The following is a 23,791-nucleotide window of genomic DNA, read 5'->3' as shown; positions in this document are numbered from 1 at the left end:
AAAAAGTAAAATTCATGTTCAGACAAGCAAAGATAACTGACTTAGAGCCTATATGGCAGATTATTCTTTATGCTAAAAAAATAATGAAGCAAAGGGGAAGCCAGCAGTGGCAAGATGGTTATCCCTTTAGGGAGACTATCACAGAGGATATAACCCAAGGGCATGCGTATGTAGTGGAAGAGGAGAACGAGATTATTGCTTACGTGGCTATCAGTCTCGAAGGAGAGCCTACTTACCAGAATATTGTGGGAGCTTGGTTGAATACTGCCCCCTATACAGTTATTCATAGAATGGCAGTAAGTGAAAAAGGTAAGAATAAAGGCTTAGGATCCTACATTATGCAACAGGCTGAAAAGATTTCTACCAACGCTAAAATCCACTCTATACGGGTAGATACGAATTATGATAATTATGTTATGAAGCATATTCTGGAGAAACAAGGATATACTTACTGTGGCATTATTCAGGTACGCGATGGGAAAAGAGAAGCCTTTCAAAAGATTTTAAGATAATTAGAGAACATGATGAACGTAAAAGAGATTAATACTGGGAGTTATTTCATTTACTTTGGTGAAGACGGCTATAAGTGTCTAACAAATTGGGTAAAGGAGAGGAAATACTCTAAAATATTTCTTCTTTCTGATACCCATACACATGAATGCTGCGTGTATACCTTCTTACAGAAATTCCCTTTTGAGGTGGAGATTATAGAAGTAGAGGCTGGTGAAGAGCATAAGAATTTAGATACTTGTCTTTCCCTCTGGCAAACACTTTCGGACTTAGGTGCCGATAGGAAAAGCCTGTTTATCAATATAGGAGGAGGCGTAATTACCGATATGGGAGGCTTTGTGGCTTCTACCTTTAAGAGAGGGATTGATTTCATTAATATTCCTACCTCTCTCTTGGCTATGGTTGATGCCTCTATTGGAGGAAAAACAGGAATAGATTTGGGAGCACTGAAGAACCAAATAGGGGTCATTAATAACCCTCAACTCCTTTTAATAGATATTAATTACCTTAATACTCTTCCTAAAGAAGAGTTTCGCAGTGGTTTAGCAGAGATGTTCAAGCATGGACTGATACAGTCTCCTCATTATTGGGAGAAAATGCAACACTTAAGTACTCTTACTACTGATGATCTTGAGGAGATTATTTATGAATCGGTACTTATTAAGCATCAAGTAGTCTTACAAGATCCTAAAGAACAAGGGCTCCGTAAAATATTAAATTTTGGGCATACCTTAGGACATGCTATAGAATCTTATTCCTTAGCACACCGATGCAAACATTTACTTCATGGAGAAGCAGTGGCTATTGGGATGATTTTGGCTGCTTTCCTCTCTCATAAAGTTATCAATTTCTCTTGGAAGCAGGTGGAAGAAATTAAAACTACTCTTCTGGAATATTTTCCTCAAGAAGAATTCAGTACCGATGAGATTAAAGCTATATTAGAACTACTCAAGTATGACAAAAAGAATGTATATGGGCATATTTATTTTGTTCTACTTAAAGAAATAGGAGTACCTCAGTGGAATATGGAAGTAGAAGAGTCCTTCATTCAAGAAGCCTTTGTTTATTACATGACTCCTCTTTCAGAGAATAAACATTAAAAAATCCTTAAAACTGACCTTTACTTAACTTATGAATATTGCTGTTGTTATACTTAACTGGAACGGAATGCACTTGTTAGAACAGTTTTTACCTTCGGTAGTCACTTATTCTAAGGAGGCTGATCTGTATGTGATAGATAATGCCTCTACCGATGAGAGTATTGCTTTTCTGCAAAAGTACTATCCTCAAGTGAGAATTATACAGAATACACATAACTATGGCTATGCCAAAGGATATAATGAAGGCTTAAAGCACATATCAGCAGATATCTATTGCTTACTTAATTCCGATGTACAGGTAACTCCTCATTGGCTTGAGGCTCCTATAACCATTTTTGGACAACAATCTCAAATTAGTATATTGCAACCTAAGATAAAATCCTACAGGCAGAAGAATCTTTTTGAATATGCAGGTGCTGCAGGTGGTTATATAGATAAATATGGCTATCCTTATTGCAGAGGACGTATTTTTGACTCCATAGAAGAGGATAAGGGGCAATATGAAGATAATAAAGAGATATTTTGGGCATCAGGAGCTTGCTTTTTTATCAGGAAATCAGTCTTTGATATTTTGCAAGGTTTTGATGAGGATTTTTTTGCTCACCAAGAGGAAATAGACCTATGTTGGCGAGCACAGAATAAGGGTTATAAAGTATATTATACCTCTCAATCACAGGTGTATCACTTAGGAGGGGCTACCTTAAATGAAGGGAGTCCTAAGAAAATATATTTGAACTTCCGTAATAGTTTGTTTATGCTTTTAAAGAATCTTCCTAAAGGTAAGTGGTTCTCTGTTATTTTTTTACGAATGATTTTAGATGGAATTGCAGGGATACGCTTTTTCCTTCAAGGAAAAATAAGTAACACTTGGGCTATTATCAGAGCTCACTTTTCTTTCTATAGGTATTTTTGCCATTTCTACTATAAGAGAGAGAATCCTTCTTTAGAGAATTATTACTCAATATCTTCCGTTGTATACCAACATTTTATAAAACATAATATTTAATAAAACTTAAAGCAAATACGCAGTGCTTGAATATGTGAATACTTGGTATGGAAGCTTATAAAGAATATAAACTCAAAATTACTTTCGTTTGTCAATGAATTTTACGGGCTTACGGCTTCCCTTAGGATAAAGTTGTTTTTCTATAGCTTCCACCTGATAGAATTCTATCTTGGGTACCACCCGCATTTTAGCACGGAAGTGATTGGCTATTTCTTCTTTAAGAGCCTCTGAAGGAGTATGAGTGCCTATTTTAATAAGGATTTCATCGGTGAGGATTTCATTATTACTAATTTCTATGATGTAGTTCTCCACTTGAGTGAACTCAGTCAATAAATCCATCAATACAGGGGGGTATAAGGTAGTTCCTTTATATTTTATCATTTGTTGCTTTCTGCCTACCACAGGACTTACTCTTATAGTATTCCTTCCACAAGGGCATTTATCTTGATAAAGAGTTACCATGTCCCCTGTGCGAAAACGTAGCAAAGGCATACCTTCTACTCCAAGAGTGGTAATGGTAAGCTCTCCCAGTTCTCCTAAGGGAAGGGCATTCCCCTGTTCATCCAATACTTCAGTAATAATTAGTTCAGGATGATGGTGACCACCATGTTTATATTCACATTCCGTAAAAGTAGTACTCATCTCAGTAGAAGCATAGGTGGAATATAGCGCAATGGATGGCCATTTTTCCATAATCTTTTGAGTGAGTAAGTTAGGGGAGAAATCCTGTTCACGAAGTGTTTCTCCTATACAAATAACCCCTTTTATAGACGATCTTAAGTAGTCAATATTATTTTTTTCGGCATATTCTATCATTTTCAATAGGAAAGAAGGCACCGCTATCAAATACTTAGGATGGTAAGAGTTTATAGAATCCCATTGGAGTTCTGGAATTCCAGCACCTATACGAACAATGCTTGCCCCAAGCCTACGAATTCCCAGAAAATAAGCCAATCCTGCCATGAATCTTCGGTCAATAGTAGTCATTAGCTGTACGACATCTCCCTTTTGAATTCCTCCGCAGGAGAGAGAAATAGCCTCATTATACGCCAAACGGTCTAAATCCTTATCCGTGAGTCCAAAAGTAACAGGGGTTCCCAGAGTCCCCGAGGTAGAGGCATAGTCCACAATGGCTGTTTTAGGGACACAAAGGAAATCATCATTATAGTACTGGAGGTCATCCTTGGAAGTGGTAGGAAGTCTCTGAAGGTCATCTAAAGTTTTTATTTTCTCTATATCAATATCATTCTCCTTAAATATACGCTGATAATAAGGAGATTTTTCTTTGAGATATTGTAAGAGTTCTTGAAGTTTTTTCTCTTGAAATTGTTGGATTTCAGCTTTACTTTTTTTTCTATTTCAGGTATCATGGGGATAAACATAAAGAAAATATCAGTGCGTTAATGAATTATTGATATCTTCTATATAATTGAGTATTTCAGTTCTTCCTAACTTATTTACAGAAGAAGAGATAAAGTAAGGAGGCATCTCCTCCCATTGCTCTAAGAGGATTCCCTGATAGGCAGTTATATGTTCCTCTATAAGTTTGTCAGTGAGTTTGTCCGCTTTGGTAAAGATGATAGCAAAAGGGATTGTATTTTCTCCCAGCCATTGCATGAACTCTAAGTCAATCTTCTGAGGCTTATGACGTATATCCACTAAGACAAAAGCACAAACAAGTTCCTTGCGTTTCTTAAAATAATCTGTAATAAATTGCTGGAAGACTCTCTTAGACTGCTTGGACACTTGTGCATACCCATACCCCGGCAAATCCACTAAATACCAATTTTTATTAATAAGAAAATGATTGATAAGCTGTGTTTTCCCTGGTTTAGAGGAAGTTTTAGCAAGTCCCTTATGATTGGTAAGCATATTAATAAGGGAGGATTTTCCTACATTAGACCTACCTATAAAAGCATATTCGGCTAATCCATGAGCAGGGCACTTAGCAATCTGAGTATTACTCATTACAAAGGAGGCTTGTCTGATTTCCATCTTACAAGTTATTAGCTGTAAGCCATTTGTTCAATACTTCATTAAACTGGTCTGGATGTTCCATCATAGGAGCATGTCCACATTTGTCTATCCAATAAAGAGAAGCATTAGGTAATAGTTCGTAAAACTCCTCAGCTACTTTCGGCGGTGTCACAGGGTCATTTTTTCCCCAGATAAGACAAGTGGGGGTTTTCATATTTGGTAAATCCTTAGCCATATTATGACGAATAGCACTCTTTGCAATAGAAAGAGTTTTGATCACCTTAGTACGGTCATTTACGATAGCAAATATTTCATCTACCAACTCCTTAGTAGCTGTTTCAGGATCATAGAACACATCTTGACATTTCTTTTGAATAAACTCATAACTACCTCGCTTAGGGTAACTGTCTCCCATAGCACTTTCGTATAATCCGGAACTCCCTGTAAGGATAAGGGCTTTTACCTTTTTGGGATGTAACTTAGTATAAAGTAACCCTATATGCCCACCTAAAGAATTTCCCAGAAGAATAACCTGCTCAAAACCTTTGTGATTAATGAAGCGAGTAAGCCAATTGGTAAGGTTTTTTACTGTACTTGAGAGCAAAGGAAGGTCATATATGGGCAATTCTGGAGCTATTACTTTGTAATTTCTTGAAAAGAACTCAATAGTGCTATCAAAGTTACTAAGCCCCCCCATAAGCCCATGTAATAGGATTATTGGAACTCCCTCACCTTTCTCTATATAGGAGAATTTGTCTTCTTTTTTACGAAAAAGATTTATCATTTCTTTTTGGTTCTATTGACTACAAAAATATAAAATATTTATCAAATAACCTTCTGCATGAAAAAAAATATTTTCAGTTAGCTATATGACATCTGAATAATTAATATACAGCTAATTATTCAACAATAAGTATCCAAACATCTTTCACTTTCTCAAGAGCAGGATTTGCTTTTTTAAGTGTATTTACTTCCCTTTGCTTCTTGAGAGCTTCCTCATAAGTAGGAAGATAATAAGAATAAGCATAATGCAAATTCTTAACAGGATAGAAGAAAGAACCTTCTGCATGCATTCCTTTTTGTCGGAGGTTGAATATGTATTTATCTACATTTTCTTTAGAAGAATAAGCCCCTAAGATAAGATAACAACCTTTCTTTACATTATCTACTTTTATCTTATACACATTAGAAGGGATTTCTGCCTTTTCAGAAACTGACTGTGAGGAAGGCTGTTGTTGTACAGGTTTTGAGATAGGATTTTGAGTATTGGTCACTTTAGCAATACCCGCTTGAGCCACTTCTGTTTTGGGCTGCAGGGTTGTTTTAGGTTGTACTGCAGTTGAGACAGGTTGCTTTTCCTGAGTACTTACAGGTGTTTGGGCTTGATGGGTTACAGGCTTAGGAGTTGGCTTCTTTCCTAGGATTCTATCCACTTCCTCATCCCGTAAGGAAGTGCCCTCTTCCGTATGTATAGCCAACCCCAAGAGGTAAGTATAGAATTCATCATGGGTGGAAGAGAAGTTCACCCTTAGAAAATCACCCCCTACTGGAAATACTTCAAAATCATAATTAGGTACTTCTACAGAGAAAATATCTATCCCTAAAGTATTTTTACTATTAGGCTTTCTTTCCTTAATAATATCTTCTCCATAAGTAATAGAACTATTAAGGAAATTTTTTACTTTTCTTGTTCGTGTTTCCATATAGATACCTACTTTTTGAGAGAAGATTCCCATTTTATTCTCCCCTTGGTCAATATCGGCATCCAATGCAGCTCCTATAAGGCGGGGGAATACTTCTTTTACAGAAGGAATTTTGAAATTAGTAAAGATAACATCCTTACTTTCCTTCACTGCCAAGAAACCATCCTTAATATCTATTTTTCTAAAAGGCTCTTGTGGATTCTCATAAGCGATAACAAGTGCCCACCCAGCACAAGCTCCACCGGTAATCATTCCTTTAGCAGATCGTATGTTGGCAACAGTGTACTCTCCGTCCAAACGTTTGGCTTCCTGAAGCAGTTTAGTAACATCGGCAAACATCACATAAGGAGCATTTTTGTCAATAAAGCGAGAATCAGTACTACCATCAAAAACAAACTGCCCCTTTACGGAGGTATATTTCCCTTTGGGAAGCTTTAGGAGCACTTCCTCTACAGGTTCTCGTTTGGCATCTGAAATAACTACCTTACCTGCCTTTAACTCTCCTCGTTCAAAGGGATAAGTGGCACTCCAATAGAGTCCCGCAAAAAGGATTTTGCTATTCTTAGGGAGAAGAACATTAGCAGCACTTGAGGAGAAAGTATTCTTATCTTTATCTATATCAATGTATTCCATAGTCTGGTTATCATTGACTTTCATACCTGTTGTAGTATCATCATTAGCCTTATTGGCTGAGAGTTTTTTTCCCTCTTGCCGATTAAGAATATTATTTCCTGTAATATAAAGGTTTCCTTTGGCAAGTACCTTATAGCGAGTGGTCAGCGTATCACTCTCTTGAGCGAGCAGTGTAGCTCCTACAGAAAGGGTAAGGATAAAGCTAAGAACCGTTCTCATAAGCTTAGTTTTTATTTACAAATTTCACAAATTAGGAGGCAAATATACGTAAAAAAAATGAATTTCCTAAGAAATTTTGAATAATTTCACTTTTTATCTAAAAGCATTCCAACCACGAGCTTCCAAAGGAATAGCCTCATTAGCACGAGTAATAAGGTTACAACCTTGTGAAGCATCTGTAATATAGCCAATTACACTTAAGTTAGGATTGCCTTTTATCTTATCATAATCTGCTTGGGAAATAGTAAAGAGTAGTTCATAATCTTCTCCACCACTAAGGGCTACCATAGTACTACTGAGGTTAAATTCCTCACAAGCATTTATTAGCACAGGATCAAGAGGAATTTTTTCTTCCATTAAGCGACACCCTACTTGAGATTGTTTACAGATATGCAAAAGCTCAGAGGAAAGCCCATCACTGATGTCCATCATGGAAGTAGGCTTCACTCCCAATTTTTCCAATAAGAGTACTATATCTTTACGTGCTTCAGGCTTAAGTTGCCTTTCAATAAGGTATTGATAGGGTTCCAAATCTGGTTGCAAATTAGGATTTACCTTGAACACCTCATTTTCTCTTTCCAATACCTGTAATCCCATATAAGCACTTCCTAAATCACCACTCACTACAATAAGATCATTTTCCTTAGCTCCATTGCGATAAACAATTTTCTCTAAAGGTGCCTTCCCTATGGAGGTAACCGAGATAATCAGTCCTCGCAAGGAAGAGGTAGTATCTCCGCCTACCAAATCAACCTTATAAATATCACAAGCCAAGCGAATTCCTTCATAAAGCTCTTCTAAAGCTTCCAAAGGAAAACGATTGGAGACAGCTATGGACACAGTAATTTGAGTAGCTATTGCATTCATAGCATAAATATCGGAAAGATTCACCATTACCGCTTTGTATCCCAGATGTTTTAAGGGCATATAGGAAAGGTTAAAGTGAACACCTTCTATAAGCAAATCCGTAGAAATAACTGCTTTTTCATGGGCAAAATCTATCACGGCTCCATCATCACCAATGCCTTTGAGAGAGGAAGGGTTACGTAAGGGAAAACCTTGTGTGAGGATATCTATCAGTCCAGACTCTCCTATTTGCTCAAGCGAAGTTTTGTGAATGTTCTTATCTTCTAACATGGAATAGAATACTAATTTTGAGGGCAAAGGTACAAATAATAATGATTCATTAGCTAATGATTTGTGATTAATTTTACAAGGAATAAAATTCATATTCCTTTCTATTTTTATTCTTTTTGAAATAAAATTTCGTTAAAACACTATTTTTTTCAAGGAAAATAAGTACTTTTGCACCCAAATAACTTCTTTTACTTTCTACTTTAAATAAAATGAGCTTAGAAGAATTCAAAAAAACCATTCAAGCAGGTTACACTGTGGATGGAAAATATATCACACTGGGAGGAGCTATGTATCAGGGAAAAGCAATAGCAGATTTGTTTGTAAATATTCCCTTAAAGAATCTCAATAGGCATGGACTTATTGCAGGGGCAACAGGAACTGGTAAAACAAAAACCCTTCAGGCTCTTACCGAAAATCTCTCCAAGGAAGGAGTACCTATCTTGCTTATGGACCTTAAGGGAGACCTCAGTGGAATTGCAGCTATTGGAGAAGAAAAACCTTTTATCAAAGAGCGTCATGCTCAGATGAACTTGCCCTATCTTCCAGAGGCTTTCCCTGTAGAGTTGCTAACCATTTCCAAGCAGGACGGCGTGCGTATGCGTGCCACAGTCTCCGAATTTGGTTCTGTCCTCCTCTCTCGTATCTTAGATCTTTCCGATGTGCAGGAAGGAGTCCTTGCCGTAGTGTTCAAATACTGTGATGACCACCAGTACCCTCTCTTAGACCTAAAAGACCTTAAGAAGGTACTCCAATATGCCACTGAGGAAGGAAAAAGTGAATTTGAATCTGAATACGGGCGAGTATCCTCTTCTTCTACCAGTGCCATTTTACGTAAGATAGTAGAACTTGAAAATCAAGGTGCAGAACTCTTTTTTGGTGAAAGAAGTTTTGAACCTGAAGACCTCCTACATACAGATGAAAAGGGTAGGGGAGTGGTTAATATTATTCGCCTAACCGATATACAAGACCGCCCCAAGATGTTCTCTACCTTCATGCTTTGTTTATTAGCTGAAATCTATAACACTTTCCCAGAAATAGGAGACCAGGATAAGCCTAAACTCGTTATCTTTATTGATGAAGCACACCTGATATTCAATCAGGCTTCTAAGGCATTACTTAACCAACTGGAGAATATTGTCAAACTTATTCGTTCCAAAGGAGTAGGCATTATTTTCTGTACACAAACTCCTACAGATGTACCCGATGCAGTACTCTCTCAGTTAGGATTGAAAATTCAACATGCCTTACGTGCTTTCACAGCCAAAGATCGCCAAGCCATTAAGCTTACAGCTCAGAACTATCCTGAAACTTCCTTCTATAATGTACCTGAATCCCTTACTTCACTGGGAACAGGAGAGGCTTTTGTAACAGCTCTTGATGCTAAAGGACGTCCTACACCTTTGGTGGCAACTATGATGAGAGCCCCTATGAGCCGCATGGATATTCTCTCTGATAATGAAATTAAGGAAGTCCTACAACACTCTTCCTTGAAAAAGAAATACAATGAGGTGATAGACCGAGAAAGTGCTTATGAGATACTCAATGCTAAGATTGCTAATACTAATGCTGCTTCAGCTAAAGAGGAAACCTCTAAAAAGACGGAAACAAGAACCCCTAATACAGCCACAGCCCCTAAAGCTACTCCCAAAAAGAGTACTGCTCAAAACCCAATAGTGAAACTACTAACCAGCGCTACTTTTGTCCGTGGTGTCTTTGGTGTACTGAGTAAACTGATGAAAAAATAATAAACCTGTCCCAATGAGTAAAAAAGACATTTTTAAAAGATTCCTTCCTATAGTTATAGTAACTATATTAATGAGTGCTTGTTCAAAGACAGATAAAAAATTCTTAATTACTAATAACAGTGTAGGAGAACTAACTAAAAGTACTAAAATAATCCAGTTGGATTCTCTTTATAGAAATGATTCATTAGTTAAAACATCTCTTGAAGGAGAATTTAGGTATATAAGTGATGAACGATTTCTTGTCTTTGAGAAAGGAAAAGGAAAAAAACAGTTACTGGAACTTACTCCTAGTATTCCTCAGGAAGGTAAGCCTCAGTATATACAAGGAGTTCAGGTATTAGATGGTCGCTATGCGACTGACAAAAATATCTCATTGAGAAGTACTTTCGGTGAAATTAAAAAAGTATATAAAGAGTTTGACTTTGAGCAATTGATTTCCACAGTAGTAGTTATGCCTAAAGGAAGTAACCTTTTCTTTACTTTTGATCAGAATGACTTACTTCCTCCCTTGGATGATACCTATACTATAGAGAGTATTCCAGAGGATGCTAAAGTAAAAAGCCTAATGATCAATTGGGTACACTAAGCCTATCATATAAAAAAGCTATATTTTTCACTCACATACTCACTCACACGACTATATTTTTCACTTTTCACTTAATCTAGGTATACCGCCTGCCCGTGTTCATTCATTCCAAAGGTTCTGTATCTGGGATATTGTGCTTGTTCTTCGGCTTTTTTCTGCTTCTCTACCGCCTCCTCCTGTTTCCTTTTCCGGATCCAATTCTTAAAATGGCTACAGTAGTCCCGAATATCTTTCTCATATTCTCCCTGTGATTCCAAGTGTTCGTGGAACTGACACAAGAGCTTAGAGAGCTGTTGCTTATCGTTGATATTTAGTATCTTGAACATTACTTGTGTAAGCCTTTCATTGCTAAGGTATTCCTCCTTAAGTGCTTCTATGGGTTTAATCTCCCAGTATGTATTCCTTTTTTTAGGAATATAAGGGACAATCTGGTCTATAGAGATACTTTCCATAGAATTATGGGCAGGCTCCGCTATGTTTTCCTCTTTTTTAGTTTCTTTTCCCTTGGAAGGACGGTTTTTTTTACTACGAGCCTCCTCTTCAGCTTCTTCTAAGGAGAGTTCTTGGGCTACTACTTTGTTGTAAATATCAGGATGCCACCGCTTAAGGTTTCCCATACGTCCCTTTTTTCTGTTATTCACGGCGCTTTGGTTCCACTGTTTGGCTTCTCGGTTGAACTGAGCCTTGAAGGAGGCAAAGGCAATTCGAGTTACAAAGTCATCCACAGGGAAGGGAGGAATCTCTTGCGGTTGAGGGTCAAGATGATTGTTTAGGTGTTGCTGATAGGCTTTGATGGTTTTGAAGAGTTTACCGGCTTGTTCGTCGGTGAGCTCGTCAAGTACTTCGAGCATGTCATTGTAGAGGATGAAGAATTTTCTCATAATAATGAAGAGATTTGTTTACTGAAATCATGAAGATGAAGGGCGATGTGCTTCCTTCAATAACGCCGCAAAGATACAACATTTTTGTAGCTATGTCAAGAAAAAACTGACAGAGAAGTGTCCACCCCTTAATAAGTGAAAAACGAAAAGTGAAAAACGAAAAATTCTTCACTTTTAACTTTTAATTCTTCACTTTTAACTGTTCACTATTCATTATTCACCCACATACCCAGCTGTGGGCACTCGCTGGCTATACTTTTCACCCACATACTCGTTCACGCGACTTTACTATTCACTTTCAAAGGAAGGTAAAGAATCCTTTTTCTTGAAAAATGGAGAAGTCGCTGGTGATGATGAATGATTTCGTTATTTGTTTTTTGTTCCTTATTTTATTTCTTCTTCTTCTTTATTTTTTTGTATTTGTATTTTTCTTCTTTTTTGTCTTTGTTTTAAGCGATAACAGGGATAGTAAGTATCGCACACGGCGAGTGTGGGGATATACTTGTTACTTATTTTTGTTTTTCTCTACCAATTCTAATTGGGAAAGAGCAGTGAGGGTGGTAAAAATGCCATAGTTAATAAGCGCCTTATCTTTCTCTATTTTATCAATAACTCCTACCGATTTGCTATCCTTTATCCGTACTCTGTCACCTACTTTTAAGGATTGTATCTGTGCTATTTTTTCCTGTTTCTGGGAGTGTTCACGAGCTTTCTTCTCTATTTTCTTCTGCTGACGAACAGCTTCTATTTCCTTATGCAATTGTTCCTGAGCCAATTTTTTTTGAGCTTCTTCAGCTTCTTTTTCCTTTTTGCTTTTGGTTTTTCGCTTGCTGTTTTCCGTCTCCACTATCTTGAGAAATTCGGAGATAAGCGGGCGGCGCTTCTTATCCTCAAAGTAGCGTTCGGCGATCTCATTGATTTTACTACCCAGATAGATAAACTTCTGATTTTGGTCGTAGAGTTCCTGATAGGAAGAGAGTTTGCTTTGTATCTTGTTATTAAGCGTCTCCAAGCGCTTGGCCTCCTCCCGTGTTTTCTCTTCTTCTTCTTTAAGAGAAGAGGTCGTTTTCTCCATTTCTGAACGCTCCTTTTGTAGTTTAGCAATGGTGGCATCAAAACGGACTTTGCCTTTTTCTATACGCTTTTTAGCACGATTGATGAGGCTATAGGGAATACCATTTTTCTGGGCTACCTCAAAGGTAAAAGAACTTCCAGCCTCGCCTATGATGAGTTTGTAAATAGGCTCCAGTGTCTTATTATTAAAAAGCATATTGGCATTGGTAGCAAAAGGAAGTTCATTAGCCAATATCTTAAGGTTAGCATAGTGAGTGGTGATTACCCCAAAGGCTTTCCGATGGTAGAACTCCTCCAAAAAGATTTCTGCCAGAGCTCCCCCCAGTTCAGGATCACTTCCCGTTCCAAACTCATCAATGAGGAAAAGGGTTGTCTCATTACACTTCCTAAGAAAGTAGTTCATATTCTTGAGGCGATAACTATAGGTGCTCAGGTGATTCTCAATAGACTGATTATCTCCAATATCGGTAAGGATATGAGTGAAAATAGGTAATTTACTTTTTCTATGAACGGGTAGTAACAAGCCCGTTTGTAGCATCAGTTGTAGTAGCCCAATAGTCTTTAGGGTAATGCTCTTTCCTCCAGCATTAGGTCCTGAAATGACAATAATGCGTTGCTGGTCATCCAACCGAATGGTTTGTGGGAAGGTTTGTTTTCCTTTTTTTGCATTGCTTAGCATGAGTAAAGGATGATAAGCCTCTCTAAGTTCTAACACACGTTCATTTGTCAATTCAGGCAAAAGGGAATGTGTTTCTTTAGCGAAGTAGGCTTTGGCAGCAATTACATCTATCGTAATTAAGTAGTCTTGTTTTTGGGTAAGAAGGTCAGCAAAAGGGCGTAGGATATTGGTAAGTTGCAATAGGATACGCCTTATTTCTTCTCTTTCCTCATGAAACAGGTGAGAAAGTTCTCGGGAATATTGCTCAGTAATGTGTGGTTCTATGTAAATAATGCTACCCGTTTTTGAACTTCCGAGCACTGTACCCCGCACTTTGCGTTTGTAAGTGGCTTTTACAGCGAGTACACGCCTGTTCTCCACCACGGTTTCCCGAATATCGTCCAAATAATCTAAGGTATTATACTCAGACAGAGCATGGGAGAAACTCTGGTTGATTTTCCCTTTGAGGGTAGCTATCTCAGTGCGCACTTGGTAAAGCTTTTCGGAAGCATCGGACTTGATTTCACCAAACTTGTCCAGAATGTTATCGATTGCCTTGATTATTTCTTCAGTATAAGGAATTGATTCAGATAAGGAAGCAATTGTAGGATAGTAGTCATAAAATTTCTTAAAGAAAATTAAATGAGCATTAACTGTTTGGCTCAAAGCACGTATCTTAACAAATGAATGCGGTTCCAATAGGCTATTTTCTATGGTAAGAAAGCGTATCTCATAATCTATTTCTTCAAAGTTATGAGAAGGGATATAGTTCTGTGTTTCCAAGGAGGTCAAGTACTCGTTGGTCTGGAGTAGGAGTGTAGTGATCGCCTCCCTATTAATCAATGGCTTTAGTGCAAGCACCTTTTCTTTCCCTTTAGGAGTATGGGTGTGCGCAGCCACTAAAGATAAAAGGGTAATAAATTCCAAATCCTCCAAGGTCTTTGTATTCATAAGAGTATGTTTCTTTTTAAAGTTTCAATGATTTGTACCTTAATTATAATTTTTAGTCATAATTTCCATGACTAAAAAGGAATCCCTACTTTTCTCCCTTTGTAGACACCTTTTTCTATCTGCCAACAGACCATATAAGCACCTGCTCCATCACCATTATTTGCCACTATATAGAGTGTATCGCTGTCTTTGTCATAATGGGCAGAATGAAAGTCTGTATAAGAATTAGGTGCATACAAATCACTATAAGCACTTTTAGGAATAGAAATTTGTTTTCCATGGATATTTACCTCAATACTCTTATATTCTTCCTTGGGCATATTACCATCTGTTCCCCAAAAAGGTTTTCCATCTATTTTTTCTATTACATCATGGTATTCTTTATGATACTTGAATGAATGTTTTCTCTTGTCAAACTTTCCAGAGGTAAGGGTTACCTGAATTCCTTTTCCTTCAAAGACAAGAGCATTTCCTTTGTCAATACCTTTGGCTATTTTTGGTATTTTTTCTACCCATTTGACTCTATCATTATAGATGTATCCGTCGTTATCAGCATAGATCCAATTGCCCTCCTGAGCCTTATCATATTCAAAAACAAAAATAAGGGTATTGTTGTCAAGTTTTTTAACCACTTTGCTGTGGACACTTTTTTCTTTTCGTACATTTACATAACCATCTTTGTCATTTATTATAGCAAATCCACCTTCTATTTGAGCAAAAACAGTATCATTTATGAGTAAAAGTAAAACAACAAAGAATTTCATTTCTCTTTAAATTTGATAGTTATTAAAAAATAATGTGGAATTTTAAAATGTAATCCAAATTCTTCAGGGATTATTTTTGATTGAACTACTTCACAGTAAGATTTTGTCCCGTCTGCATTCATTCTTGGTGTAATAATAGCCAAAATAGGTATTTCTCTATCTAAATTACCGGAAATAAACCATTCTTTTTTTGATCCAAAAAAATCTTTTAACACATACCAATCAGCGTTGTCTTTCAATTCATTATATACCTTAGCACTGCTAAAGTGCATTCCCTTTACAACAGATTTTAGTTTTCCTTCAGTGATTTTAAAAAAGAACTTTAGGGATAATTTTTTTGAATTATTCCTGAGAAATTCCATCTCAGAGGAATCAAAAAGGAGCTTTGTATTGGTTTTTTCCCCATGGGTAAACTCTTGTATGCTAATTTCATAATGTTTTCCTTCAAGAGAGGCTCCTTTAAAAATTAACTGTTCTGAATAGATATTTTCAAAATCCATTAATTCTTGAGTTTCTTTATCCTTACTTCCATAAGCATAAGTTACTCTTATATTTTGTGATAATGCAATATTTGATATAAAAGCAATCAAACAAAAAACTAATATCTGTACTTGTTTATAATATAAATTCATTATACGTCCCTAATTAATAATAAGTTTGTATATATTTTCAAGCCTAATCCTTCAATTAGTTTCTTATATTTTTATCTAAATTACATTGTAAGATGTTCCTTCCTTGCCGTCCTTGAGCTGGATACCAATCGTTAAGAGTTCATTACGAATTTTATCGGAAAGTGTCCAATCTTTGTTAGCGCGAGCTTCTTCTCGCATATTGATAAGCAACTGGAGTACCCCATCAAGCTTGTCATTATAATTATTGGTTTGTTCTTCACTTTGTAAACCCAATACATCAAAAACAAAAGCATTCATAAGGGTTTGCAGCTCTTTAAGTTCAGCAGCAGAGATCTTTTCCTCATCATTTTTCACTTGAAAAATCCATTTGACCGCTTCAAAAAGGTGCGCTATAAGCATAGGCGAATTGAAATCATCTAAAAGAGCATCATAACATTTATCTTTCCAATTCTCTATCATAGTAGTAAGTGCTGTAGGAGTATTACTGGTAGGGGTAAGTTCATTAATGGTTTTCATAGCCTCCATCAGGCGAGCAAATCCCCTCTCAGCGGCAAGCATTGCCTCATTGGAGATGTCCAATACGCTGCGGTAGTGCGCTTGCATAAAGCAAAAGCGAACCACTGCAGGTGCAAAGGGTTTCTCAAAGAAAGTATTATTGCCAGAGACCAGCTGCATAGGCAGAATGTAATTGCCTGTGGATTTGCTCATACGCTGTCCGTTCATCGTGAGCATATTAGCATGCATCCAGTAGCGTACAGGACTTTCTCCATGTCCTGCCTTTCCTTGCGCAATCTCACATTCGTGGTGAGGGAACTTAAGATCCATCCCTCCTCCATGTATATCAAATTGATTACCCAAATATTTGGTACTCATTACCGTACATTCCAAGTGCCAACCAGGAAAACCATCTCCCCAAGGAGAAGCCCAACGCATAATATGAGCAGGAGAGGCTTTCTTCCATAGGGCAAAATCCTGAGGATTACGCTTTTCACCCTGTCCGTCTAAGTCACGGGTATTGGCGAAGAGTTCTTCAATATTTCTGCGAGAAAGTTCGCCGTAATTGAGCCCACGTCTGTTGTACTCAAGTACATCAAAATATACTGAGCCGTTGCTTTCGTAGGCGAAACCATCCTTAAGGAGCTTTTCAGTGAGTTGTATCTGTTCCAAAATATGTCCTGTCGCCGTAGGTTCAATAGTAGGTGGAAGAAGATTGAAGATCTCTAATACTTTGTGAAAATCAACCGTATATTTTTGAACAATCTCCATAGGTTCGAGTTTCTCGAGGCGAGATTGTTTTACAAAACGATCGTTATTTACATCACCATCATCCGTAAGATGTCCTGCATCGGTAATATTACGAACATAGCGCACCTTATACCCTAAGAACTTGAGAGCACGATACACAAAATCAAATGACATAAAAGTACGTACATTGCCCAAGTGGACATTGCTATACACGGTGGGACCACAAACGTACATTCCTACATGATTAGCGTGCAAAGGCACAAAAACTTCTTTTTCTCCTGTGAGGGAATTAAATATTTTTAGTTGATGATTCATAATTACATTTTTTATTCTTCCGTTGTGAGTCCTAATTCGCGTGCTGCTATTTCACGCATTTCTACCTTACGTATTTTTCCTGAGATAGTCATAGGGAACTCGCTGACAAATTTCCAATATTTAGGTATCTTATAATGGGCAATTCTATCCTTACAGAAGGCACGTATCTCCTCTTCGGTGATGGTAACACCTTCTTTAGGCTTAATCCATGCCATAATTTCTTCGCCATACTTTTCACTGGGGACTCCTATTACTTGGGCATCCATTACCCCTTTGTAGGTATAAAGAAAATCTTCTATTTCCTTAGGGGAAATATTTTCTCCTCCGCGAATGATAAGGTCTTTGATACGTCCTGAGATGTGTAAGTAGCCTTCTTCATCCATCATAGCAAGGTCTCCTGTATGCATCCATCGCTGTTCATCTAATACTTGCTTGGTAGCATCAGGACTATTCCAATACTTAAGCATTACTGAATAACCTCGTGTACAGAGTTCTCCACTTTCACCACGCTTTAGAATAGCTTTTGTTTGAGGGTCTATAATCTTTATCTCCAAATGGTCCTGTATGGTACCTACTGAATAGATTTGTTTTTCAAAGGGTACCCCTATCTTTGTTTGGGTGGAAACAGGGGAGGTCTCTGTCATTCCATAGCAGATGGTAATCTCATGCATGTTCATCTGTTCCTTCACCTTTTTCATAATTTCAGGCGGACATAAAGAACCTGCCATAACCCCTGTGCGAAGTGAAGAGAGGTCGTAAACCTTTTGTTCCATCTCATGCAATTCCGCAATAAACATCGTAGGCACCCCATAGAGGGAAGTACAGCGCTCTCGCTCCACTACTTCTAAAGTTTTAATAGGGTTGAAGCTATCATTAGGAATGACCATAGTAGCTCCATGTACGGTACAAGCTAAGTTCCCAATAACCATACCAAAACAATGGTAGAAAGGCACAGGAATGCACACCCTATCAAGGTGGGTATAGTTCATTCTTATTCCTATAAAATAAGCATTGTTCAGAATGTTATGATGAGAAAGGGTAACTCCTCTAGGGTTTCCTGTAGTCCCCGAAGTGTATTGGATATTCACCGGATCATCAAATTGTACCTTTTCCTCTCGCCTCAATAGCGTATCATTAGAGATACGCTCACCTTCCTTTAGGAAGCGATCCCAACTCTCATCCCAAAAAATCACTTTTCGGATAGTATCGGTGAATTCACGAGCATCATCCATCATTTTCTTATAGTTGCTGCTCTTAAATTGAAGTGCAGAAAACATAACAGATAATCCTGATTGATTAATCACATATATTAATTCACTGGTACGATAAGCAGGGTTAATATTCACTAAGATAACTCCTATCTTTGCAGTAGCATATTGCAACAGAGTCCATTGGTAACAATTGGGAGACCATACTCCCACACGGTCGCCTCGCTTTACTCCTAATGCAATGAGCCCTTTAGCTACCTGTGACACCTGTTCATAAAACTCCTCGTATGTGGCACGGTAATTCTGATGAGCACATATAAGAGCCTCTTGTGTAGGATATTTTTCAACAGTTTTTCTTAAGTTCTCATCTATGGTTTCTCCAAGCAAAGGAATGGCTGAAGCTCCATGAGTATAAGCATAAGCAGTGTTCATATTTCTCTTTTTTAACCAGTGGCAAAAATATAAAAAATAAATGAGAAAAATAGATAAGATGGGTATTTTTTCTTATAAAAACACCTTATACAAAGTTTGGCATTATTTTTGATAGTCAAAAGAAAATTAAAAGAAAGTTCAATGAAACAAATTTTTTCAGTACTTTTAGTACTTATGATTAGTGTAGTCTCCGCACAGGAGATTAAGTGGATGAGTATGAATGAAGCACTATCTGCTCAAAAGAAAAACCCCAAAAAAATATTTGTTGATGTATACACTGCGTGGTGTGGTCCTTGTAAAATGTTATCAGAAAAAACATTCAAAAACAAAGACCTTGTAAAATATATTAATGATAAGTTCTATGCTGTAAAATTCAATGCAGAGGGAAATGAGGATATTTCTTACAAAGGAGTTACCTATAAGAATAATAACTATGATCCAGCAAAAGCCAATACCCGTAATGGAATGCATGATTTTGCAGGAGCATTAGGGGTGAGTGCATATCCTACTATGCTTGTTTTTGATGAAAAAAGTGCCCCTATATTCCCTATTACTGGTTATTTGACTGCTACACAGTTAGAACCCATAATTAAGTTCTTGGGAGAAAATACATATCTTACAGTAACTACTCAAGAGGCTTATGATAAATATATGAAAAATTTTAAAGGGACTTTTAAAAATTAATTTCATATTTATTACATTTTTAATTTTCATCATCTCAAAATATCTTTGAGATGATTTTTTTATGTTTTGTAAAAAATTTTTCCACTAAAATTTGGTAGGTTATAGGAAAAAATGTACTTTTGGCGAAAATTTGAATTATGATACAACAAGCCTCTTTTATGGATTTTTTTGAAGGCCTATTTATTATTCTATTTATATTTGCCATTGGATTTTGGATCACAATACTTTTAGCTCCTCTTGTTTTACGCTTCTTTATAAAAAGACGGATGGATGCCATGGAAAAACAACTTTTCCAAGAACAGTCCAAGCAAGAGAATAATGCACAGCAGTATTATAATTCTTCTACTAAAGGAGGAAAACAACCTAAAGAAAAGAAAATAGTAGGAGAATATATTGATTTTGAAGAAATTGAATAGATTTATGAAAGAAAAACTTCAACATATACTCCCTCATTTAGTATGTATACTCCTCTTTGTAGGAATTGCTTTGGCTTTCTTTTATCCTATTCTGCAGGGAAAAGAAATACAGCAGAGTGATATCGTGCAGTATATAGGAATGTCTAAAGAACGAAATGATTTCAGGCAGGTACGTGAAAGCTATTGGACAAATAGTGCTTTCGGAGGAATGCCTACTTACCAATTAGGGGCAGAATATCCTTATAATTACATAAAAAAACTGGATAGAGTTATACGATTTTTGCCTCGCCCAGCGGATTATTTATTTCTATATTTTATTAGTTTTTATATATTTTTATTAGCTCTAAAAGTTAATTATAGATATGCCTTTTTAGGAGCACTTGCTTTTGGTTTCTCTACTTACCTTATCATCATTCTTACCGTAGGACACAATGCCAAAGCGCATGCTATTGGGTATTTTGGTTTTGTATTGGCAGGAATTCTTCTATCTTTTCAGCGGAAATACCTATGGGGATTTCTGCTCACCACCTTAGCTCTGGCATTGGAAATCAATGCTAATCACTTTCAGATGACTTATTATTTACTCTTATTGGTTATAATCTTAGGAGGGGTTAGGCTTTACCAAGCTATTAAAAATAAGGAGCTAAAACCCTATATCAAATCAGTAGCTGTATTATGTGGTGCTGCCTTATTGGCAATACTCATGAATGCAACCTTATTATTAACTACTAAGGAATATGAAGCTTTTAGTACTCGAGGCAAATCAGACTTAACCCTTACTGCACAAGGACAGCCTAAAACTAATACTACTGGACTTTCCAAGGATTATATTACTGAATATAGCTATGGTATCTATGAGAGTCTGGATCTTATTGTTCCCAGACTGTTAGGAGGCTCCAATCATGAAAATTTAGGAGAAAAATCAGCTGTATATAATTACTTAATAGCCAATAATTATCCTCCTAATCAAGTATTGCAGTTCACTCAGCATCTACCAACTTATTGGGGAGAGCAACCCATTGTGGCTGCTCCTGCTTATATAGGAATTGTTGTCTTTTTTCTTTTCATATTAGCCTTATTTGTTGTAAAGCGTAAGGCTAAATGGTGGCTCTTGGCTGGAATTGTTATCTCTTTATTACTATCTTGGGGCAAAAATTTCGGACTGTTAACAAATTTCATGATTGATTATTTCCCTTTATATAACAAGTTCCGTGCAGTATCTTCAGTGCAAACTATCTTGGAATTCTGTATGCCTGCATTGGCTATTTTAGGGCTTTATCAGTACCTAACTTATGACAAAAGAGAAGAGGCAAAGAAGTATCTGTATTATACCACAGCTATTGTAGGAGGATTGTTACTGCTCTTATGGCTGGCAAAGGGAAGTCTTTCTTTTCAAGGAGCTGGAGATACTTATTATTCACAAGCTTACGGAGATGATCTCATGCGGCTTATCCGTCAAGATAGAGAATCTATGTATACAACTGATATTCTTAGAAGTTTTATCTATATGATAATCATTTTCGGAATACTGTATGCCTTTTCCATAGAAAAACTCAATGAAAAAGTAGCTTTTGTTTTTATTACTATTTTGTTAGTTAGCGATATAGCAGGTGTTACTAAGCGTTATCTATCTGAGGACTCTTATTCTTTTCCTTCTGAAACAGAAAATTACTTCATTCTTTCCAAAGAAGAGAAAAAAATATTAGAAGATAAAGAGTATTTTCGTGTATTTTCTCTTGATGAAGCATTGAATGGGGCGAGAATCTCTTATTCTTTCCATTCAGTGGGAGGATATCATGCTGCAAAACCTCGTAGAATACAAGAATTATTTGATTACCAGTTTTATAATAACAAAAATCCTCAGGTTCTTAATCTTTTAAATGTAAAATATATATTACAAACAGATAAGGAAGGAAGAACTATAGTAATAAAAAATCCTGATGCACTGGGAAATGCTTGGTTCGTACAGCGCCTCTCTGTAGTTGAGAATGCAGACAAACTTATGCAATCCTTGGACACACTCTCTCCTAAAAAGAATGCCATAACTTCAGATAAGTCCTTAAAAGACAAGTTCTACCAAGTAGATAGTTTGGCTTCTGTTAAGTTAAAGGAATACGAACCTGATAGAATGGTTTACACTTCTCATAATTCCCAAAATGGTTTAGCTGTTTTCTCAGAAATTTACTATCCTCATGGTTGGAAAGCTGTGATAGATGGTCAAAAAGAAACTCTTATTTACCAAGTGGATTATACCCTTAGAGCTATTGAGATTCCAGCAGGAGAACATACTATTGAATTTGTTTTTTCTCCCAAATTGGTTAAAATAGGCGGATGGATTACGCTCTTTGCTTCTATTCTCTTTGTTTTAATCACTATAGGTGCCATTTTTGTTTCTAAAAAGATAAAATAACATGAGGAACATAAAAATAATATTTATATTACTTTTATTTTATTCTTGTAATACTCCTCTTTTCACCCCAGAAGAGGACTTTCTGACTCCTTTTGAACTAACAAATGGTAATGGAACAACTTCTTATGAAGAAACCATTGCTTTTTACAAGAAATTAGCTACTAATTATGGATCTATTTCTATGAAAACAATGGGAGAAACAGATAGTGGTATCCCTTTATATTTGGTTATTTTCAACAGTGATGGTACCTTTGACCTCAATCGGATAAGGAAGAATAAAATGATTGTGCTCATCGCCAATGGTGTAAATGCAGATGAAAGTGAAGGTATAGATGCCACCATGCAACTTATGAGAAATTTGGCACAAAAACAGGTGGAAATCCCTGAAAATACCGTAGTAGTTACTATTCCTATTATGAATTATCTGGGATTAATGGAAAAAGAATCTCTCTTTAAGAACCATATCAATACTTTTATAAATAATGATTTATCTAATGATTTTATAGAAAATAAGAGCCTTAATACACGCTCTTTTGTAGATATTTTTCATCAATTGAATCCTCACATTTTCATAGATACACGTTCCCTGCAGGGAAAGGATCTCCCTAATGCGATTTTCTATCAGACCATTTTCCCTGAAAAATTAAGAAAAATAAAGTATTATTTGAAAGATAATTTCCTTTCTCAATTATCAGATTCTCTGAGAATAGCAAACAAAAATCCTATAGATAGCCTTTCTCAATCAAGAGAACTATTACCTTATCCTACAGAAAGACAATCCGGTATAAGTTCTTCCATAGGATATGTATCTCTCTGGAATACCATAGGATTATATATAGCTACTAAAAAAGAGAGTCCCTACAAAAATAGAGTAGAGGAAATGTACAACGCTTTGAAATGTATTGTTCTACTTACTAACTCTCATAAAGAACTTATACAGAACTTACAACAGTTAGATAATAAAGAAATATTGCAACAAAGAGAATATATACTCTCCTACGTTTCACAACCTATACAAGATTCCTTGAATATTCATCCTCTTGATAAGAGAAACTATATTCCTCAAGAAACTATATCTATACCTAAAACCTATATAATCCCTCAACTTTTCACTAAAGTTATAGATAATTTCAAACGCAATAGCATAGAAATGGATAGATTCGAGAAGGATTCCTTGATAAGTGTAAATTCTTACATCTTAAAAATCTCTAAAGATAGTCTCTCCTTGCTCAATTATAAAGATATCCAACACAAATTAACACTAAAGAAACAAAAAATAGCCGTAAGAAAAGGAGATATTATTATTAACACAGAACAAAAAGGAAGGAAATATCTTATAGAAACCTTAGAACCTCACGCTGATAATAACTTTATGAAAGAAAATATGCTTTTTCTTCTATCTTCTCCAAAGGATAGTATTTGGGTATACCCTGTGTTCAGTATAGAAGATAACATTGATTAGAAATGTTATATATTTAATAATATTTTTAGGATATAAATCTGTT

Annotated in this window: 20 protein-coding genes; 9 read left to right on the top strand and 11 right to left on the bottom strand. The window is 36.4% G+C overall.

Going from position 1 to position 23,791, the window contains the following annotated elements:
- Nucleotides 1-14 precede the first annotated feature (14 nt).
- From HMPREF9071_RS06485 to HMPREF9071_RS06475, 3 genes are read left to right on the top strand one after another with little or no spacing between them, the layout of a single operon-like run.
- Nucleotides 15-512, top strand: a complete 498-nt coding sequence (locus HMPREF9071_RS06485) for a GNAT family N-acetyltransferase (protein WP_009745802.1) — start codon at nt 15-17, stop codon at nt 510-512.
- A 12-nt stretch (nt 513-524) separates the two neighbouring features.
- The gene (aroB, locus tag HMPREF9071_RS06480; RefSeq protein WP_040358383.1) at nt 525-1,610 is read left to right on the top strand and encodes a 3-dehydroquinate synthase; all 1,086 of its coding nucleotides are present in this window, start codon (nt 525-527) and stop codon (nt 1,608-1,610) included.
- Nucleotides 1,611-1,641: 31 nt separating this feature from the next.
- Nucleotides 1,642-2,616 carry a glycosyltransferase family 2 protein gene (locus HMPREF9071_RS06475; RefSeq protein ID WP_009745800.1) on the top strand — a complete coding sequence of 325 codons (975 nt, stop codon included), beginning with the start codon at nt 1,642-1,644 and terminating at the stop codon, nt 2,614-2,616.
- A gap of 78 nt (nt 2,617-2,694) precedes the next feature.
- Here the strand turns inward: HMPREF9071_RS06475 and HMPREF9071_RS06470 are convergent, their stop codons facing one another.
- The 5 genes from HMPREF9071_RS06470 to thiL all read right to left on the bottom strand — a co-directional run bounded on the left by HMPREF9071_RS06470 (nt 2,695) and on the right by thiL (nt 8,285).
- A complete protein-coding gene (locus HMPREF9071_RS06470) occupies nt 2,695-3,951 on the bottom strand; it encodes an AMP-binding protein (protein ID WP_117601735.1) in 1,257 nt (418 codons plus the stop codon).
- Nucleotides 3,952-4,008: 57 nt separating this feature from the next.
- Nucleotides 4,009-4,611 carry a ribosome biogenesis GTP-binding protein YihA/YsxC gene (yihA, locus tag HMPREF9071_RS06465; protein ID WP_009745798.1) on the bottom strand — a complete coding sequence of 201 codons (603 nt, stop codon included), beginning with the start codon at nt 4,609-4,611 and terminating at the stop codon, nt 4,009-4,011.
- 1 nt (nt 4,612) lies between these two features.
- The gene (locus HMPREF9071_RS06460) at nt 4,613-5,377 is read right to left on the bottom strand and encodes an alpha/beta fold hydrolase (RefSeq protein ID WP_009745797.1); all 765 of its coding nucleotides are present in this window, start codon (nt 5,375-5,377) and stop codon (nt 4,613-4,615) included.
- A gap of 115 nt (nt 5,378-5,492) precedes the next feature.
- Complete coding sequence (locus tag HMPREF9071_RS06455) at nt 5,493-7,148, bottom strand: adhesin (RefSeq protein WP_009745796.1); 1,656 nt, start codon at nt 7,146-7,148, stop codon at nt 5,493-5,495.
- Between the two features lie 93 nt (nt 7,149-7,241).
- Nucleotides 7,242-8,285, bottom strand: coding sequence for a thiamine-phosphate kinase (thiL, locus tag HMPREF9071_RS06450; protein WP_040358057.1), 1,044 nt, complete (start codon nt 8,283-8,285; stop codon nt 7,242-7,244).
- A gap of 209 nt (nt 8,286-8,494) precedes the next feature.
- On the opposite strand from thiL, the gene HMPREF9071_RS06445 reads away from it, so the two are divergent.
- Together HMPREF9071_RS06445 and HMPREF9071_RS06440 are read left to right on the top strand one after the other, a co-directional pair.
- Nucleotides 8,495-10,030 carry a helicase HerA-like domain-containing protein gene (locus tag HMPREF9071_RS06445; RefSeq protein WP_009745793.1) on the top strand — a complete coding sequence of 512 codons (1,536 nt, stop codon included), beginning with the start codon at nt 8,495-8,497 and terminating at the stop codon, nt 10,028-10,030.
- Nucleotides 10,031-10,043: 13 nt separating this feature from the next.
- Entirely contained in the window at nt 10,044-10,616 is a 573-nt protein-coding gene (locus tag HMPREF9071_RS06440) for a hypothetical protein (protein ID WP_009745792.1), read from the top strand.
- Nucleotides 10,617-10,687: 71 nt separating this feature from the next.
- Here HMPREF9071_RS06440 and HMPREF9071_RS06435 read toward each other — a convergent pair whose 3' ends face one another.
- The 6 genes from HMPREF9071_RS06435 to HMPREF9071_RS06410 form a co-directional block, all read right to left on the bottom strand.
- Nucleotides 10,688-11,497 carry a DUF6291 domain-containing protein gene (locus HMPREF9071_RS06435; protein ID WP_009745791.1) on the bottom strand — a complete coding sequence of 270 codons (810 nt, stop codon included), beginning with the start codon at nt 11,495-11,497 and terminating at the stop codon, nt 10,688-10,690.
- Nucleotides 11,498-12,002: 505 nt separating this feature from the next.
- On the bottom strand, nt 12,003-14,180 hold the full coding sequence (locus HMPREF9071_RS06430) for a DNA mismatch repair protein MutS (protein WP_009745790.1): 2,178 nt from the start codon (nt 14,178-14,180) through the stop codon (nt 12,003-12,005).
- Between the two features lie 71 nt (nt 14,181-14,251).
- Complete coding sequence (locus HMPREF9071_RS06425; protein WP_009745789.1) at nt 14,252-14,944, bottom strand: hypothetical protein; 693 nt, start codon at nt 14,942-14,944, stop codon at nt 14,252-14,254.
- Nucleotides 14,941-15,576, bottom strand: coding sequence for a hypothetical protein (locus HMPREF9071_RS06420; RefSeq protein ID WP_009745788.1), 636 nt, complete (start codon nt 15,574-15,576; stop codon nt 14,941-14,943). Before HMPREF9071_RS06420 ends, HMPREF9071_RS06425 begins: the two co-directional genes overlap by 4 nt.
- Before the next feature lie 75 nt (nt 15,577-15,651).
- Nucleotides 15,652-17,136 carry a cysteine--tRNA ligase gene (gene cysS / locus HMPREF9071_RS06415; protein WP_009745787.1) on the bottom strand — a complete coding sequence of 495 codons (1,485 nt, stop codon included), beginning with the start codon at nt 17,134-17,136 and terminating at the stop codon, nt 15,652-15,654.
- Nucleotides 17,137-17,147: 11 nt separating this feature from the next.
- On the bottom strand, nt 17,148-18,776 hold the full coding sequence (locus tag HMPREF9071_RS06410; RefSeq protein WP_009745786.1) for an AMP-binding protein: 1,629 nt from the start codon (nt 18,774-18,776) through the stop codon (nt 17,148-17,150).
- A 141-nt stretch (nt 18,777-18,917) separates the two neighbouring features.
- Between HMPREF9071_RS06410 and HMPREF9071_RS06405 the strand changes: the two genes are divergently transcribed.
- The 4 genes from HMPREF9071_RS06405 to HMPREF9071_RS06390 all read left to right on the top strand — a co-directional run bounded on the left by HMPREF9071_RS06405 (nt 18,918) and on the right by HMPREF9071_RS06390 (nt 23,748).
- The gene (locus tag HMPREF9071_RS06405; protein ID WP_009745785.1) at nt 18,918-19,460 is read left to right on the top strand and encodes a thioredoxin family protein; all 543 of its coding nucleotides are present in this window, start codon (nt 18,918-18,920) and stop codon (nt 19,458-19,460) included.
- A gap of 137 nt (nt 19,461-19,597) precedes the next feature.
- Nucleotides 19,598-19,876, top strand: a complete 279-nt coding sequence (locus HMPREF9071_RS06400; protein ID WP_009745784.1) for a DUF4834 family protein — start codon at nt 19,598-19,600, stop codon at nt 19,874-19,876.
- Nucleotides 19,877-19,880: 4 nt separating this feature from the next.
- Nucleotides 19,881-22,286, top strand: a complete 2,406-nt coding sequence (locus HMPREF9071_RS06395; protein ID WP_009745783.1) for a membrane protein — start codon at nt 19,881-19,883, stop codon at nt 22,284-22,286.
- A 1-nt stretch (nt 22,287) separates the two neighbouring features.
- Nucleotides 22,288-23,748, top strand: coding sequence for a peptidase M14 (locus tag HMPREF9071_RS06390; protein ID WP_009745782.1), 1,461 nt, complete (start codon nt 22,288-22,290; stop codon nt 23,746-23,748).
- Nucleotides 23,749-23,791 lie beyond the last annotated feature (43 nt).

The organism is Capnocytophaga sp. oral taxon 338 str. F0234, assembly GCF_000192225.1.
GTDB lineage: Bacteria > Bacteroidota > Bacteroidia > Flavobacteriales > Flavobacteriaceae > Capnocytophaga.
Note: the sequence above shows the minus strand (reverse complement) of the source record. Positions and strands in the feature narration are given on the sequence as shown.